A 16,145-nucleotide genomic window follows, 5' to 3' on the forward strand; every position below is an offset into this window, starting at 1 on the left:
CGATTCGCCGCGATACCGATACGCCGCGAAGGAGGCGGATTTGGACGACCCCGGCAACTGGGCACCCCTGGGCGAGGAGATCGCCAACAGTGTCAGTCACGGCGTCGGGCTGATCCTGGCGCTGGCCGCCATCCCCTTCCTGCTGGCGTCGGCGGCACGGCGCGGCGACGCGGGCACGGTGGTGGGCGCCACCCTGTTCTCTGTCAGCGTGACCCTGCTCTACCTGGCCTCCACCCTGTTCCATGCCCTGCCACCCGGCGCCGGCAAGGGGGTCTTCCAGGTGATCGAGCACTCCGCGATCTACGTCCTGATCGCGGGCACCTATTCCCCCTTCACGCTCGGCGTGCTCCGGGGACCGGTCGGCTGGACCCTGTTCGCGCTGGTGTGGAGCCTCGCCCTCGCCGGCACGGTGCTCAAGGCCGTGAACGGCCTCGCCCATCCGGCCCTGTCCACCGCCCTCTACCTGGCCATGGGCTGGGTCGCGCTCGGGGCGCTGCCGGCGGTGCTGACGCGGGTGCCGCGCCGGGGGGTGCTATGGCTGGTCGCCGGGGGACTGGCCTACTCGGTGGGCGTGATCTTCTTCGTGCTCGACGACCGGCTGGCCTACGGCCATCTCGTCTGGCACCTGTTCGTGATCCTGGGCACCGCCTGCCATTTCGCGGCGGTCCACGGTTACGCCGCCCGGCCGCGGCCTCACTCCCACTCGATGGTCGCGGGCGGCTTGCCGGAGATGTCGTAGACCACGCGCGAGATGCCGTCGACCTCGTTGATGATCCGGCGGGAGACCTCGTCCAGGAAATCGTAGGGCAACCGGGCCCAGCGGGCGGTCATGAAATCCACGGTCTCCACCGCGCGCAGCGCGATCACGTGCTCGTAGCGGCGGCCGTCGCCCATCACCCCGACGGAGGACACCGGCAGGTACACGGCGAAGGCCTGGCTCACCTTGTCGTACTGGCCGGCCTCGCGCAGGGCGCGAATGAAGATGGCGTCGGCCTCGCGCAGCTTGTCGGCGTAGGATTTCCGGACCTCGCCCAGGATGCGCACGCCCAGACCCGGCCCCGGAAAGGGATGACGCATCAGCATGTCGCGCGGCAGGCCCAGTTCCAGACCGATGGTCCGGACCTCGTCCTTGAACAGCTCGCGCAGCGGCTCCACCAGCTTGAGCTTCATGTGCTCGGGCAGGCCGCCGACGTTGTGGTGCGACTTGATCACGTGCGCCTTGCCGGTGCTCGCGCCGGCGGACTCGATCACGTCCGGATAGATCGTGCCCTGGGCGAGCCACTCGATGCCGGTCAGCTCGGCGGCCTTCTCGTCGAAGACGTCGATGAAGGTGTTGCCGATGATCTTGCGCTTGTCCTCGGGGTCCTCGACTCCGGCCAGCCGGCCCAGGAACCGATCCTCGGCGTCGACCCGAATCACGTTGACGCCCATGTGCTCGGCGAAGGTAGCCATCACCTCGTCGCCCTCGTGCAGCCGCAGCAGGCCGTTGTCGACGAACACGCACACCAACCGCTCGCCGATCGCCCGGTGCAACAGCGCGGCGGTCACCGAGGAATCCACGCCGCCGGAGAGGCCGAGCAACACCCGCCCCTCGCCGACCTGATCGCGGATCCGGGCGACCAGATCATCGATGATCGCGTCCGCCCGCCAGAGGCCGCGGCAACCGCAGATATCGAGCACGAAACGCTCCAGGATGCGCTTGCCCTGGGCGGTGTGCGTGACCTCGGGGTGGAACTGCACGCCGAAGTAGCCGCGCGTGTCGTCGGCCATGCCGGCGAGTGGCGCGCCCTCGGTCTCGGCGATGACACGGAAGCCCTCGGGCAGGCGCTCCACCCGGTCGCCGTGGCTCATCCACACGTCCAGCCAGGCCGCGCCGTCCTCGTCGACGTGATCCTCGATATCGGTCAGCAGGGCCGAGTGGCCGCGGGCGCGCACCCGCGCGTAGCCGAACTCGCGGTGACCGCTGCCGGCCACCTCGCCGCCCAGGCGCGCCGCCATCGCCTGCATGCCGTAGCAGATCCCGAGCAGCGGCACGCCCAGCTCGAACACCGCCTCCGCGATCCGCGGCGCACTCTCGCCGCCGGTCACGGACTCGGGGCCGCCGGAGAGGATCACCCCCTTGGGGGCGAAGGCACGGATGGCGTCATCGCCCGCGTCCCAGGCGTAGATCTCGCAATAGACCCCGGCCTCGCGCACCCGGCGCGCGATGAGCTGGGTGTACTGGGACCCGAAGTCCAGGATCAGGATGCGTTCGGCGTGGATGTCCATGCTAGCGGAGCCGTGGTTGGCGGATCGTGGCCGGGCGACCGGAGGGATCGGGCATCAACGGTCAGCGACCTCCGGCGTCGTGTCAGTCGACACGGTAGTTGGGCGCTTCCTTGACGATGTTCACGTCGTGCACGTGCGACTCGCGGACGCCGGCCGAGGTAATCTGCACGAAGTTGGTCTTGGTGCGCATCTCCTGGATGTCGCGGCAGCCGGTGTAGCCCATGGCCGCGCGCAGCCCGCCCACGAGTTGGTGGACGATGGTGGCGAGCGGCCCCTTGTAGGGCACCCGGCCCTCGATACCCTCCGGCACCAGCTTCTGGATCTCCTCGCTGGGATCCTGGAAGTAGCGGTCGGCGGAGCCGCTGTCGCCGCTCATCGCCCCGAGCGAACCCATGCCGCGGTAGGACTTGTAGGAACGCCCCTGGTAGAGCTCGATCTCGCCCGGCGCCTCGTCGGTGCCCGCGAACATGCCGCCGATCATGGCGACGTAGGCGCCGGCGGCCAGGGCCTTGGCCAGGTCGCCCGAGTAGCGGATGCCGCCGTCGGCGATGAACGGCACGCCGGTGCCCTCCAGGGCCGCGGCGACGTTGGCGACGGCGGATATCTGGGGTACGCCGATGCCGGCGACGATCCGGGTGGTGCAGATGGAACCGGGGCCGATACCCACCTTGACCGCGTCCACGCCGGCCTCGACCAGCGCGCTGGCGCCCTCGGCCGTGCCCACGTTGCCGCCGATGATCTGCAGGTCCGGGAAGCGGGACTTGAGCACGCGCACGCGCTCGAGCACGCCCCGGGAGTGGCCGTGGGCGGTATCGATCACGATCACGTCCACGCCGGCCGAGACCAGGGCCTCGACCCGCTCCTCGGTATCGCCGCCGGTGCCCACCGCGGCGCCCACGCGCAGGCTGCCGCCGTCGTCCTTGCAGGCGTTGGGGAAATCGGACGACTTCTGGATGTCCTTGACCGTGATCATCCCGCGCAGCTCGAAATCCTTGCTCACCACCAGCACCTTCTCGATACGGTGCTTGTGCAGCAACGACTGGACTTCCTCCTTGCTCGCGCCCTCCTCGACCGTCACCAGTTTCTCGCGCGGCGTCATCACCGAGGTCACCGGCGCGTCGTGATGGGTCTCGAAGCGCAGATCGCGGCTGGTGACGATGCCGACCGGGCGGCGGCCGTCGATCACCGGCACGCCGGAGATCTTCTTGTCGCGGGTCAGCTCCAGGACCTCGCGGATGGTGGTGTCCGGGCCCACGCTGATCGGGTCCGAGATCACGCCGGACTCGAACTTCTTGACCGTACGCACGTGCGAGGCCTGCGCCTCGGGGGTCATGCTCTTGTGGATCACGCCGAGGCCGCCCTCCTGGGCGAGCGCGATCGCCAGGCGCGCCTCGGTGACCGTGTCCATGGCCGAGGAGACCAGCGGGATATTGAGGCGGATCTCGCGGGTCAGGTCGGTGCGCAGGTCGACCTCGCGCGGCAATATGTCGGAATAGGCGGGCTGGAGCAGGACGTCGTCGAAAGTCAGGGCTTGCTCGCTGATACGCATGCGCTTACCGTCCCGCGTCGGGGACCGGCACCGGAAATCGGCCGTATCCCCTGGATGTCGATCGGCATCCGCCGGCTGCGCTGGGCGGTCACGGCGGGTGCCAGGAAGCCGGCGATTATAAAAGAGAGGCCACCCCCTTGACCATGCCCGAGAGCCCCGCCACCGCCGACGGCACCCCCGTCTACTCGGTCTCCGAGCTGAACGCCGCCGTGCGCGAGCTGCTGGAGCACAGCTTCCCGCTGCTCTGGGTCGAGGGCGAATTGTCCAACCTCGCGCGACCGCGCTCGGGACACTGGTATTTCAGTCTCAAGGACGAGGCCGCGCAGGTACGTTGCGCGATGTTCCGCAACCGCAACCGGCTGGTGGACTTCGCGCCCCGGGACGGCCAGCTCGTGCGCGTGCGCGCCCGCGTGTCGCTATATCCGGCGCGCGGCGACTTCCAGCTCATCGCCGAACACCTGGAGGACGCCGGCGACGGCGCCCTGCAGCGGGCCTTCGAGCAGCTCAAGCGCAAGCTGGCCGGCGAGGGCCTGTTCGACACGACGATCAAACGCGGGCCGCCCGCCCGGCCGCGACGCATCGGCGTGATCACCTCGCCCACCGGCGCCGCGATCCGGGACGTGCTCGCGGTGCTGCGCCGGCGCTACCCGCTGGGCGAGGTCCTGCTGCACCCGGTGCCCGTGCAGGGCGAAGCCGCCCCGGCGGCGATCGTGCGCGCCCTGCGGCGCGCCGGCGAACGCGGCGACTGCGATGTCCTGCTGCTGGTACGCGGCGGCGGCTCCCTGGAAGACCTGTGGTCCTTCAACGACGAGGCCGTGGCCCGCGCCATCCGCGCCTGCCCGATTCCGGTCGTGGCGGGTGTGGGCCACGAGGTCGACGTGACCATCGCCGACTTCGCCGCCGACGTGCGCGCGCCGACCCCCTCGGCCGCCGCCGAGCTGGTCTGCCCCGACCAGGGGGCCTGGCTGCGCGATATCGACGGGCTGCGGCGGCGCCTGGACGCATCCGCACGTCTGCGCCTGACCAATGCCGGCCGCGAGCTGGCCCAGCGGCACGCCCGGCTCGAGCGGCTGCACCCCGAGCGCCGCATCCAGCAGGGCATGCAGCGCGCCGACGAGCTGGAAGCCCGGCTGCGGCGCGCGGTGCACTGGTCGCTGCGCCACGGCCGGGGCCGCCTGGACGCCGCCACGTCCCGGTTGCGCGGCGCCTCGCCGGCACGCCGTCTGCCTCGGGAGACGGCCGCGCTGCAACGCCTGGAGGATCGATTGCGCGCGGCACACGCCGCGTACCGCAACACCCTCGACGGCCGTCTGCGCGTGCTTTGCCGCGCGCTCGACGCGGTCAGCCCGCTGCGCACCCTGGAGCGCGGTTACGCCATCGCCGAGACCGCGGACCGTCGCGTGCTGACCGACGCCGGCACGGCACGCGCCGGCGACGATCTGCACCTGCGCCTGCATCGGGGCGCGCTCGACTGCCGCATCACGGCGGTGCACCCCGGCACCGGCGGGGACCGTGATAAGGTTTGACCAGGCGTGGCCGATTCCCGCCGGAACGGCCACGGCCACCGTGACGGGAGGCCGGCACACACGATAAAGCCGGCCGGCACATGAGAGGAACCACCGGATGAATCAGTTGACCGCTCGCCGCAACGGATTGTTGACCCTGGTCGCCGCGACCCTGCTGGCAACCGGCTGCGCCACCGCGCCGCCGCCGGCGGCCAAGCCCGAGCCCAAGAAGGCGTCCCTGCCCTCCGCGCCGCCGGTGCCCGCCCGCAACGAGGTCGTGCTCGAGAACGGCATGCGCGTGGCGGCCACCACGCCCCAGGGACGGATCCGGGTCGATGCGGGTCCGGGCCTGCTGCGGCGCTTCACCTGGGACGGCGCCACCCGCGCCGTCGTGATGAAGCCGCGCAGCGAGCGCTACGCCGGCAGCCTGGGTATCTACTACGAGGGCGTGCCCACCGGCTGGGAGCCGCACAACGGCATCTACCGGGTCGACGTCGAGGAAGGCCAGCACCATTTCGACAACCTGTCGGACGCCAAGATCTGGATGCAGATCCGGCGCCTGCACTACGTGCATACCAGCGACGGCCTGGTGGTCGGCTGGAAGCGCAAGGGCGAGACCCTGCAGGTCGAGGTCTGGCAGTTCTATATCGACGGCGAGAAGCCGTCCTACATGCCCGGCGCCAAGGACCACCTTGTGGACGTGCGCCAGGCGCCCATGCGCTCGGGCTACTGAGCCGCGGCCGCCGCGGTCAGCGGCGCTTCTTCTCGTAGGGGTTATCGCCCGTGCGGAAGACCAGTTCGATGGGGGTGCCGTAGAGGTCGAACGCCTCGCGGAAGCGGCGCATCAGGTAGCGCTTGTACTCCGGGCCCAGGTGCTCGGTGCGGTTGCCGTGGATCACGATCCGCGGCGGGAACCGTCCGCCCTGATGGGCGTAACGGAGCTTGATCCGGCGCCCCTGCACCGCCGGCGGGGCGTGCGCCGCCACCGCGCGCTCCAGCACCCGGCTCAACTCCGAGGTCGACAGGTCGGCGGCGGCCGCCGTGCGCGCCCGCACCGCTGACTGCATCAGCTCCCGCAGGCCGGAGCCGTGCCTGGCCGAGATGAAGCACACCGGCAACACGTCCAGGAACGGCAGCCGTACCTCCAGTTCCCGCCGCACCATGTCGCGGGCGTCGGGGTCCAGGCCGTCCCACTTGTTCACCGCGATCACCGCGGCCCGGCCACGCTCGGTGACCAGACCCAGCAAGCGGGCGTCCTGCGCCCCCACCCCGCTGCGGGCATCGATCATGAGGACCACGACGTCCGCCGCCTCCGCGGCCTGGAGCGCCTTGATCACGCTGAATTTCTCCAGGGGATCCTCGATCCGGGATCGACGCCGGATGCCGGCGGTATCGACTACGGTGAAAGCGCGGCCGTCGAACTCGAAATCGGCGGCGACCGCGTCACGCGTGGTGCCCGGCTCGTCCAGGGCCAGCATCCGCTCCTCGCCCAGCAGGCGGTTCACGAGTGTCGACTTGCCGGCGTTGGGGCGTCCCAGCACCGCCATGCGCAGGGGCGCCTCGGCGTCCGCCGCCGGGCCGGTCTCGTCCGCTTCCGGCAGGGTCGCCAGCACCGTCTCCATCAGCGCACCCACGCGGTCGCCGTGGCGCGCCGAGATGGCCCGGGGCGGCCCCAGGCCGAGGGCATGGAACTCGGCGGTGGCGACGTCGGCGTCGCGGCCCTCGCTCTTGTTGACCACGGCGTACACCGGCACGTCCAGCCGGCGCAGGCACTCGGCGATGGTCTCGTCGCCCGGGGTCGCGCCCTCGGCGGCATCCAGGACGAACAGCACCGCGTCCGCCTCGGCCAGCGCGATCTCGGTCTGACGCCGCGACAATTCGTCGATGGCGGCGTCGTCCACGCCCAGCCCGCCGGTATCCACCACCAGGAAGCGGCGTCCGGCGGCGTTGCCGAAACCGTAGTGCCGGTCGCGGGTGACGCCCGGCCGGTCCGCCACCAGGGCGTCCCGGCTGCCGGTCAGGCGATTGAACAGGGTGGACTTGCCGACGTTGGGCCGGCCCACGAGGACGACGACGGGAAGCTGTGACGACATGTTCGGTTCCGGTGCGGTCCCGCCGGTCGATCCCGGCGGACGGCTATTCCTCGTCCTGGACGAAGGACGTCTCCAGCAGGGCGACATCGCCGCCCGCGGACAGCACCAGGATACGGTCGCCGATCACGATGGGCGCACGCACGATGGCGTCGCCCACGGGATGGGCGCGCGCCACAACGGTGCCGTCCTCCGGGATCAGCCAGTGCAGGTAGCCCTCGAAATCGCCCACCAGCACGTAGCCGCGGTGCACCGCCGGCGCGCTCAGGCCACGATGCGCGAGGGCATCCTGCTCCCAGAGGGCCGCGCCGCTGGTGCGCTCCAGCGCCCAGACGCTGCCGTCGAGGTCGCTGAGGAACACGTCGCCGCCGCGGAAGGTCAGACCGCTGCGGCTGGCGATGTCCCGCCGCCAGCGGATGCGGCCGCTGGTGCGCGACAGCGAGGCGGTCTTGCCGCCGATGCTGGCGGCGTAGATCTCGTTCTGGGCGACCAGCAGGCCGGCGTCGATATCGGCGATGCGCTCCAGCTCCGAGCGACCGGTGGGCGCGGCCACCGTCTGCTCCCAGACGCGCTCGCCGGTGGTCACGTCGTAGGCCACCACCTTGCCGTTGTCGAGGCCGGCGAACACCGTGCCGTCGGCGACCACGGGGCTGGACGTCCCGCGCGAGGTCAGCGTGGGGACGTTGTGGGTCACGGTCCAGCGGCGGGCGCCGTCCGCGATCTCGAACGCCGAGAGGTGGCCGTCCAGGGTGCGCACCAGCACGGTGCCCTCGGCCACGGTCGGCGCCGACAGCATCTCGCTCGACACCGGGCGGCGCCACAGCTCGCTGCCGTCCTCGGCGGACAGCGACAGCAACTGGCCGTCGCGGCTGCCCACGAACACCCGGCCATCGGCCACGGTCGGGCCGGCGCTCAGCGCCAGCTCGGTCTCGACGCGCCAGACGCGCTTGCCCTTCTCCAGCTCGTGCGCGGACACCAGGCCGTCGGCGTGCGCGGTATAGACATTGCGGCCGTCGATCGCGGCCACCAGGCCGTTCTGGAACGACGCCCCGCCGTCACCGGTGCCGCGCCGCCAGACGCGCTCGACCTCGATGGTCTGCTGGCCGATCTCGGGCAGCGGGGCCGGCTCGGGCAGAGGCTGGCCGCCGCCGGCGCAGCCGGCGAGGGCCGCCAGGGACACGAGCAGCCAGGCGGCGCCCGGCCGCGGCATCGTCGTTGCGGTCATGCCGCCTCCTCGTCCGTCGCGCTCTCCTCGACCGCCACGGCGTCCAGCTTGCGCTGCAACGGCGCCGCGTCGGCATCCTCGGGCAGGTGCGCCAGGGCCCGCCGGTAGGCGTCGCGGGCCGCTTCACGGTCGCCGGCGGCGGCATGGATGTCGCCGGCCAACTCGCCGTACAGCGAGACGAATGCGTCCGGCCGGTCGCCTTCGAGCAGGGCCAGCGCCTCCTCGGCCTTGTCCTGGGCCCACAGCAGTCGCGCCCGGCGCACGCGCGCGATGTGCCGGAACGCGGTCTGGTCGGCGTAGTCGACGACCCAGGTCAACTGGGCCAGGGCATCGTCGTAACGCTCGGCCTCGACCAGGCGCTGGGCGTACATCAATGCACCCTGCGCGGCATACGGCGTGGCCGCGTAGTCCTCGCGCAGGCTCTGCACCGCCGCGCGGGCGGGATCGCCCAGCTCGCCCTCGGCCAGCAGCCCGCGCAGCTCGGCGTACTGCGACGCGGCCTCGCGGGCGCGGTTGTCGACGTAGGCATCCCAGCCCTGCCAGGCCAGGATCGCGCCCAGACCGGCGCCCACCCCCAGCACGAGGGCGAGGCCGTTCTGACGCCACCAATCCTTGAGCTTCTGCAGCTCGTCGTCTTCGTTGTAGCTGTCCGCCATGATTCCCGGTTCCGTTCTATGCGTTGTCGGCCAGCGGCAGACCGAAGTCCCCGGCCAGGCGCCGCGGCAGGTCCGCCAGGGCGACCGTCTCCTGATCCCCTTGATCCCGCAGCGGCTTGAGCCGCGCCTCGCCGGCCTCGGCCTCGGCCTCCCCCAGCACCAGCGCCACCGCCGCGCCACTGCGGTCGGCACGCTTGAACTGGCTCTTGAAGCTGCCGCCGCCGGCGTGCGCCAGCAGGCGCAGGCCGGGCACGGCGTCGCGCAGGTCCTCGGCGAGTCCGGGCGCGGTACGCGCCGCGGCCTCGCCCTGATACACCAGATACACGTGCGGCGACACGTCGGCCAGCGGCACCGATTGCGCCGCCATCAGCGCGATCAGCCGCTCGACGCCCAGGGCGAAACCGAACGCCGGCGTGTCGCTGCCGCCGAGCTGCCCCACCAGGCCGTCGTAGCGTCCCCCGGAACAGACCGCGTCCTGGGCCCCGAGTTCGTCGGTGAGCCATTCGAACACCGTCCGGGTGTAGTAGTCCAGGCCGCGCACCAGCCGCGGATTCACCCGGTAGGCGATACCCAGGCCGTCGAGCGTGGCGCACAGGGTCTCGAAGTGCTCGCGCGACTCCGGCCCCAGGGCGTCGAGGACGCTGGGCGCCGCCGCCAGCAGCTCCGCCATCGCCGGATTCTTGCTGTCCAGGATGCGCAGCGGGTTGGTCTCCAGGCGGCGGCGGCTGTCGTCGTCCAGCTCGTCCTCGCGTCCCCGCAGGTAATCCACCAGAAGGTCGCGGTATCCGGCCCGCTCGGCGGGCGTGCCCAGGGAATTGATCTCCAGGCGCAGCCCGGTCAGGCCCAGGCGACGCCAAAGACGCGCGCACATCGCGATCTGCTCGGCGTCCACGTCCGGCCCGGTCAGACCGAAGGCCTCCACGCCGAACTGGTGGAACTGCCGGTAGCGGCCCTTCTGCGGCCGCTCGTAGCGGAACATCGGACCGGCGTACCAGAGCCGCTGCACCCGGTTGTGGAGCAGGCCGTGCTCGATGCCGGCGCGCACGCAGCCGGCCGTGCCCTCGGGACGCAGGCTGACGCTGTCGCCGCCGCGGTCCTCGAAGGTGTACATCTCCTTCTCGACGATGTCGGTGACCTCGCCGACGGCGCGCTTGAACAGCTCGGTGCGCTCCAGCAGCGGCAGCCGGATGCGATCGTAGCCGTAGGCCTCGAACACCGACGCCACCGCGTCCTCGAGCGTGCGCCAGAGCGCCCCCTCGTCCGGCAGGATATCGTTCATCCCGCGCACGGACTGGATGGCCCGGCTCATTCCGCGCCCTCCGCGGGCAGGGTCAGGCGGACGGTGTTGTTGTCCCGTATGCGGTCGCTGAAGTCCACCGGCCGGCCGCCCAGGCGCAGCTCGACGGCCGGGGCATTGCCCAGCGACACCTGGTAGGGCGGCTCGCCCTCGAGCATGCGCTCGCTGCCGGCGGGCAGGATGCCGTCGAGCAGACGCGCGCCGGTGGCGTCGCGCACCTCGACCCAGGAGCGGGCCTCGAAACGCAGCTCCAGACGGGCGGATCCGGCCGCGGTGGTCGTTTCCGTCTCCGGCGCCGCCGGTTCCGACGTCCGCGCGGGCGGTGTCTCGCTCGACGCGCCGGTGGTATCGGGCGCGTTCGCGCCGGCGGCCTGAGTCTCCTGTCCGGACGCTTCGCCGCCGGCCGGCGGCTGCAGCGCGGAGCGCTCGAAAGCCCCGCGGTCGACCGCCGGGGTGGTGCCGTCGTCGCCCAGCCCGCCGGTCAGACGCGGCACCAGCCACCAGACCACGGCCAGGGCCGCCACCACGAACGCCACCGTCAACAGCAGGCTCAGGGCCCGCCAGCTACGCGGGGTCACGTCCTGCGGGATCACGTCGACCTGGCCGGGCGAGGCGGGCCGCGGTCCGGGCACGCCGGTATACTCGGCGTAAGCCGTCATCAACTCGTCCTCGGGCAGGTCCAGCACTTTCGCGCACTTGCGGTAATAGCCGCGTACGAACACGGGCTGCGAGAGCCGCTCGAAGTCGTTCTCCTCCAGGGCGACGAGCGTGGACCGCGACAGCAGGGTCTGGGCCGCCAGCTCGTCCAGCGACAGACCCTTGTCCTCGCGTGCGCGGCGCAGGCGCTCGCCGGGCGACAGGCGCGGATCCGGGGCATCCCCGGCGTCGCCCTCCCCGTCGCGCTGATCGTGCGTGTCGTCACTCATGCGTCGTCGTCCAGCTGGTCCAGGGTACGCCGGTCCCCGGGGTTGCGGTCGTTGTAGCGCTGGAGATAGGCCTCGGCCGCCTCGCGCTCGCCCAGGGCCGACTCGATGCGGGCGCCCAGCAGCAGCCATTCGTCGGCCAGCGGTGTCTTCGGGCCGGCCGTGTCTTCCAGGCGCTGGAAGAAGCCGCGGGCGCGCAGGTTATCACCACGCTCCAGGCTCTGCTCGGCCAGCGCCGCCAGCGTGGGCCGGTGCCGCGGATTGCGCTCCAGGGCCCGCCGGAAGTAACCGTCGGCGCGTTCCGCCTCGCCCGCCCGGGCGAGGCACAGGCCGGCATTCGCCAGGGCATCCGCCGCGTCCGGGTAGCGGGGATTGTCGGCGGCGTCCTCGAGCTGCGCCAGGGCCTCGTCCACGCGCCCGGTGCGGCACAGGAAGACGCCGTAGCCGTTGCGTATCTCGGGCCGGGGCTGCAGGTCGAGCGCCCGCCGGTAGTGGCGGTCGGCGGCATCGTTCTCGTTGAGCCGCCCGTGGGCGATCGCCAGGGCCCAGTGGGCGTCCACGTGCCGCGGGTCGTAATCCAGGGCCTTCTCCAGGGTCCGGATCGCACGCGCCTCGTCGCCGTTGCGCAGGTACTCGATGCCCAGGTCGGCATTGGCGGCGGCCGCGCGTTCGGGGTCCGGGACGCTGTCGGGGGTGCCGGCGCAGCCGGCCGCCAGGACCGCCGCGAGCGCCAGCGACGCCCAGGGGCGAGTCGTTCTCATGCACCCACCGTGGACGGCTCGACCTTGATCGGGACCTCCCGGAAATGCCGCTTCTGACGATCACGCACGCGGCCGACCAACTGACCGCATGCGGCGTCGATGTCGTCGCCGCGCGTGCGGCGCACGGTGGTGCGGATACCGCGCTCGTAGAGCCGGTCCTGGAAGCGGCGTATCCGGCCCTCGTCGGGACGCTCGTAGCCGCTGCCCGGGAACGGATTGAACGGGATCAGGTTGAGTTTGGCCGGCCGGTTGCGGAGCAGGCCCGCCAGGGCCCGGGCATGGCGCTCGTCGTCGTTGACGCCGGCCAGCAGGACGTATTCGTAGACCACGTGCGCGCGCCGATCCTTGCCGCCGGTATAGCGGTCGCAGGCGGCCATCAGCTCGGCGAGGGGATACTTGCGGTTGATCGGCACCAGCTCGTCGCGCAGGGTGTCGTCCGGCGCGTGCAGCGACACCGCCAGGGCCACGTCCACCTCCTCGCGCAACCGGTCCATGAACGGCACCAGGCCCGACGTGGAGACCGTGACCCGGCGCTTGGACAGGCCGAAGCCGTAGTCGTCCAGCAGGATGCGCAAGGCCGGCACCAGGTTGCGATAGTTGGCCAGTGGCTCGCCCATGCCCATGAACACGATGTTGGTCAGGGCGCGGTTGCCGTACAGCCGGCCCTCCCCGCGCAGCCGGTGCTCGGCGAGCCATACCTGGCCGACGATCTCGGCCACGCCGAGGTTGCGGTTCAGGCCCTGCTTGCCGGTGGCGCAGAAACTGCAGTCCAGGGCACAGCCGATCTGCGAGGACACGCACAGCGTGGCGCGATCGGTCTCGGGGATATAGACCGCCTCGACCGCGTTCGCCGCGCTCGGGTCCTCGTCCGGGGCCAGCAGCCACTTGCGCGTGCCGTCGCCGGACAGGCGGTCGTCGATGGCCACCGGCGGCCGCACCTCGGCCATGTCGGGCAGCCGCGACCGCAGGTCCTTGGACAGGTCGGTCATGGCCGCGAAGTCGGTGACCCCGCGGCCATAGATCCAGCGCATCACCTGCTTGGCGCGGAACGCGGACTCGCCCCGCTCGGCGAAGAACGCCGCCAGGCCTTCCCGGTCCAGTCCGAACAGATTGACGCGCGTGTCGCTCATGGCAGCCTCAGCGGGACAGGATCTCCCCTTCCTCGAAGAAGAACGCCACCTCGTTGGCCGCGGTCTCGGGCGCATCGGAGCCGTGCACGGCGTTGGCGTCGATGGTCTCGGCGAAATCGGCGCGGATGGTGCCGGGCGCGGCCTCCTCGGGGTTGGTGGCGCCCATCAGCTCGCGGTTCTTGGCGATGGCGTCCTCGCCCTCGAGCACCTGGACCATGACCGGCCCGGAGATCATGAACTCGACCAGGTCGTTGAAGAACGGCCGCTCGCGGTGCACGTCGTAGAACCCTTCCGCCTGCTCGCGCGAGAGCTGCAGCATGCGGGCGGCGACGATCTTCAGGCCGGCGGCCTCGAACCGGCGGTAAATCTCGCCGATGGCGTTCTTGGCGACGGCATCGGGCTTGATGATGGACAGGGTCCTCTCGACGGCCATTCCTACTCCCTACCTTTCTTTGGATTGAAGAACCGCCCCGGGCGGCGGTTCGCGCCCAAGGCCGACAAAAGCGCGTAAGTTTAGCGGGCGGCGGCGCGCCCCGGCAATGCATGCCGCCCCGCGGCGCGGCTCAGACGGTGAACGATTCGCCGCAGCCGCAGGCGTGCTTGGCCCGGGGGTTGTCGAAGCGGAACATCCGGTTGAGGCCTTCGGAACGGAAATCCAGGGTGGTGCCGTCGAGCAGGTCCAGATGCTTGCGCGCGACCACCACCTTGGCGCCGTGCTCCTCGAACACGGCGTCGTCCTCGCCGATCTCGTCGGCGTAATCCATGGTGTACATGTAGCCGCTGCAGCCGGACTTGCGGACGCCGACGCGCAGGCCGACGCCCGATCCGCGCTTGGCAAGCTGCGACTTCACCCGCTCGGCGGCGGCTTCGGTCAGTTCGATACCCATAACGCTCTCAGTGTCGTTGCAGCAGTCCATTCCCACGGCGGGATTCAGGCGTCCCGCGCCCGAGCCAGGGCCGCGGCGAGGGCGTCCTCGACCAGCAGCCCCCGATCCCGCCGGTCCGGCGCCAATCCGGCGCCGGCCTCGATATGTGCCACGGTTAGACCGCGCGCTTCCTCAAGGGTTCGGCCGCGCAGCCATTCGCAGGCCCAGTCCGCGGCGGCGATGCCGGCGGGACAGGCCCGCGCCAGGAATGTCGCCCCTACAATGGTAACGTCATCGGGCGCCAGCGACAGGTACAACGCCAGGTCCAGATCGCCGGGCGCGCTGGCCCGGCCGGTCAGCACCCGGCCGCCATCGGGCGGCGGCCCGGCGTGTGACGGCGCCAGGAAACGCCGCACGACCGTCTCGCTGTAATCCTGCGTTCTCATTCGAGAACATTAACCACAGAGGCGCACAGAGGCGCACGGAGGATTTTCATTTTTATGTCATGCCGGACGGCGCTTCGCGCCAGTCCGGCATCCAGGGAACGAAACCCGCCGGCGTGCCCGTGTCCGTGACGGGTGGAGTGCGCCGCAGCGGTTGCGGTAGCGATATTCAACGTCCCTCTGCGCGCCTCTGCGCGCCTCTGTGGTTTCAATCCAAGCCTGATCATGCCGCCCCCGCGATCGCGTCCGGATCCGCCGCGGACGGAGCCAGGGCACGCAGCCGGGTTACCTCTTCGATCACACGATCGGCGGCGCGCTCGATGTCGTCGTCGGTGGTGAACCGCCCCAGCGAGAAGCGCAGGCTGGCCGCGGCCTGTACCGGCGTCAGACCCATGGCGCGCAGCACGTAGGAGGAACCGGCCCGGGCGTCGCTGCAGGCGGCGCCCGAGGACACCGCCAGCGCCGGCTCGCCCAGCGTCAGCCCGGCCAGCAGCGCCTCGCCGTGGACGCCCGCCACGCCGACATTGAGGATGCCGGAAACGGTGTGGTCCGCATCGCCGTGGCGACGGACGCCGCCGAGCCCGGCCAGCCGGGTCCACAGCCGGTCGCGGCGGCGCGCGATCGCGGCCCGCTCGGCGGCCATGCGCTCGCCGGCCAGGGCACAGGCGGCGCCCATGCCCACGACCTGGTGCACCGGCAGGGTACCCGGCCGCAGGCCCTGCTCGTGACCGCCGCCATGCAGGATCGGCGCGAGCCGCGCCCGCGGCCGGCGGCGCACGTACAACGCCCCCACCCCCTGCGGCCCGTGCAGCTTGTGGGCCGAGAGACTGATCAGGTCGGCGCCGACGGCATCCGCCGACAACGGCAGCTTGCCCAGCGACTGTGCCGCGTCGACGTGGAACACGGCCCCATGGGCGCGCACGTGCTCGCCGATCGCGGCCAGATCCTGGATCGTCCCGGTCTCGTTGTTCACGTGCATCACCGAGACCAGCACGGTGTCGTCCGCCAGGGCCGCCGCCAGTTCCGCCGGATCCACCCGGCCGCCGGCGTCCACGCCCAGTTCGGTCACGCGCCAGCCGGCCCGCGCGAGGCGCCGGACCGGGTCGAGCACGGCCTTGTGCTCGATCGCCGTGGTCACGATGTGGCCGGGCCCGCCAGCGAAGGCGGCGGGCCCGGCGATCGCCAGATTGTCGGCCTCGGTGGCGCCCGAGGTCCAGACGATCTCGTCCGGCGCGGCGCCGATCAGCGCCGCCACCCGCTCGCGCGCCGTTTCCACCGCCGCGCCCGCCCGCCGGCCGGGCCCGTGGCCGGAGGCCGGATTGGCGACGCCCGCCAGGTACGGCAGCATCGCCTCCCGCACCGCCGGATCAAGCGGCGCGCTGGCGGCGTTGTCGAGATAGATGGCGTCCACGATCCTTGCCGGGCCGGACGA

16 protein-coding genes are annotated in these 16,145 nt (G+C 71.6%); 3 read left to right on the forward strand and 13 right to left on the reverse strand.

Annotation, left to right across the window (positions count from 1 at the left end; translation table 11 throughout):
- The first annotated feature begins 40 nt into the window (after window positions 1-40).
- Window positions 41-739 (forward strand): PAQR family membrane homeostasis protein TrhA, encoded by a 699-nt coding sequence (gene trhA, locus PC39_RS06830; RefSeq protein WP_353252622.1) that lies wholly within the window; start codon window positions 41-43, stop codon window positions 737-739.
- On the opposite strand, the gene guaA is transcribed toward trhA, so the two are convergent.
- Window positions 694-2,268: a glutamine-hydrolyzing GMP synthase gene (gene guaA, locus PC39_RS06835; protein ID WP_353252623.1), complete on the reverse strand. Its 1,575-nt coding sequence runs from the start codon at window positions 2,266-2,268 to the stop codon at window positions 694-696. The two genes, trhA and guaA, sit on opposite strands and share 46 nt — an antisense overlap.
- A gap of 82 nt (window positions 2,269-2,350) precedes the next feature.
- Window positions 2,351-3,817: an IMP dehydrogenase gene (guaB, locus tag PC39_RS06840; RefSeq protein ID WP_353252624.1), complete on the reverse strand. Its 1,467-nt coding sequence runs from the start codon at window positions 3,815-3,817 to the stop codon at window positions 2,351-2,353.
- A 143-nt stretch (window positions 3,818-3,960) separates the two neighbouring features.
- Here guaB and xseA point away from each other — a divergent pair, with 143 nt between their 5' ends.
- Together xseA and PC39_RS06850 are read left to right on the forward strand one after the other, a co-directional pair.
- On the forward strand, window positions 3,961-5,343 hold the full coding sequence (gene xseA / locus PC39_RS06845; RefSeq protein WP_353252625.1) for an exodeoxyribonuclease VII large subunit: 1,383 nt from the start codon (window positions 3,961-3,963) through the stop codon (window positions 5,341-5,343).
- Window positions 5,344-5,440: 97 nt separating this feature from the next.
- A complete protein-coding gene (locus PC39_RS06850; protein WP_353252626.1) occupies window positions 5,441-6,055 on the forward strand; it encodes a hypothetical protein in 615 nt (204 codons plus the stop codon).
- 16 nt (window positions 6,056-6,071) lie between these two features.
- Here the strand turns inward: PC39_RS06850 and der are convergent, their stop codons facing one another.
- The 11 genes from der to PC39_RS06905 form a co-directional block, all read right to left on the reverse strand.
- A complete protein-coding gene (gene der, locus PC39_RS06855) occupies window positions 6,072-7,415 on the reverse strand; it encodes a ribosome biogenesis GTPase Der (protein ID WP_353252627.1) in 1,344 nt (447 codons plus the stop codon).
- Between the two features lie 43 nt (window positions 7,416-7,458).
- On the reverse strand, window positions 7,459-8,637 hold the full coding sequence (gene bamB / locus PC39_RS06860) for an outer membrane protein assembly factor BamB (protein WP_353252628.1): 1,179 nt from the start codon (window positions 8,635-8,637) through the stop codon (window positions 7,459-7,461).
- Window positions 8,634-9,293 (reverse strand): YfgM family protein, encoded by a 660-nt coding sequence (locus PC39_RS06865; RefSeq protein WP_353252629.1) that lies wholly within the window; start codon window positions 9,291-9,293, stop codon window positions 8,634-8,636. The genes bamB and PC39_RS06865 overlap by 4 nt, the downstream gene beginning before the upstream one ends.
- Before the next feature lie 16 nt (window positions 9,294-9,309).
- The gene (gene hisS / locus PC39_RS06870; protein WP_353252630.1) at window positions 9,310-10,602 is read right to left on the reverse strand and encodes a histidine--tRNA ligase; all 1,293 of its coding nucleotides are present in this window, start codon (window positions 10,600-10,602) and stop codon (window positions 9,310-9,312) included.
- Window positions 10,599-11,516 carry a RodZ domain-containing protein gene (locus PC39_RS06875; protein ID WP_353252631.1) on the reverse strand — a complete coding sequence of 306 codons (918 nt, stop codon included), beginning with the start codon at window positions 11,514-11,516 and terminating at the stop codon, window positions 10,599-10,601. Before PC39_RS06875 ends, hisS begins: the two co-directional genes overlap by 4 nt.
- Window positions 11,513-12,274, reverse strand: a complete 762-nt coding sequence (gene pilW, locus PC39_RS06880) for a type IV pilus biogenesis/stability protein PilW (protein ID WP_353252632.1) — start codon at window positions 12,272-12,274, stop codon at window positions 11,513-11,515. The genes PC39_RS06875 and pilW overlap by 4 nt, the downstream gene beginning before the upstream one ends.
- Complete coding sequence (gene rlmN, locus PC39_RS06885) at window positions 12,271-13,404, reverse strand: dual-specificity RNA methyltransferase RlmN (protein WP_353252633.1); 1,134 nt, start codon at window positions 13,402-13,404, stop codon at window positions 12,271-12,273. The genes pilW and rlmN overlap by 4 nt, the downstream gene beginning before the upstream one ends.
- A 7-nt stretch (window positions 13,405-13,411) precedes the next feature.
- Complete coding sequence (ndk, locus tag PC39_RS06890) at window positions 13,412-13,837, reverse strand: nucleoside-diphosphate kinase (RefSeq protein WP_353252634.1); 426 nt, start codon at window positions 13,835-13,837, stop codon at window positions 13,412-13,414.
- A gap of 130 nt (window positions 13,838-13,967) precedes the next feature.
- Window positions 13,968-14,291 carry a HesB/IscA family protein gene (locus PC39_RS06895; RefSeq protein WP_353252635.1) on the reverse strand — a complete coding sequence of 108 codons (324 nt, stop codon included), beginning with the start codon at window positions 14,289-14,291 and terminating at the stop codon, window positions 13,968-13,970.
- Window positions 14,292-14,335: 44 nt separating this feature from the next.
- Window positions 14,336-14,716 carry an iron-sulfur cluster assembly scaffold protein gene (locus PC39_RS06900; protein WP_353252636.1) on the reverse strand — a complete coding sequence of 127 codons (381 nt, stop codon included), beginning with the start codon at window positions 14,714-14,716 and terminating at the stop codon, window positions 14,336-14,338.
- 220 nt (window positions 14,717-14,936) lie between these two features.
- The gene (locus PC39_RS06905) at window positions 14,937-16,124 is read right to left on the reverse strand and encodes a cysteine desulfurase family protein (RefSeq protein ID WP_353252637.1); all 1,188 of its coding nucleotides are present in this window, start codon (window positions 16,122-16,124) and stop codon (window positions 14,937-14,939) included.
- Window positions 16,125-16,145: the final 21 nt, after the last annotated feature.

It is taken from the genome of Salinisphaera sp. PC39, from assembly GCF_040361335.1.
Classification (GTDB): Bacteria; Pseudomonadota; Gammaproteobacteria; order Nevskiales; family Salinisphaeraceae; genus APNM01.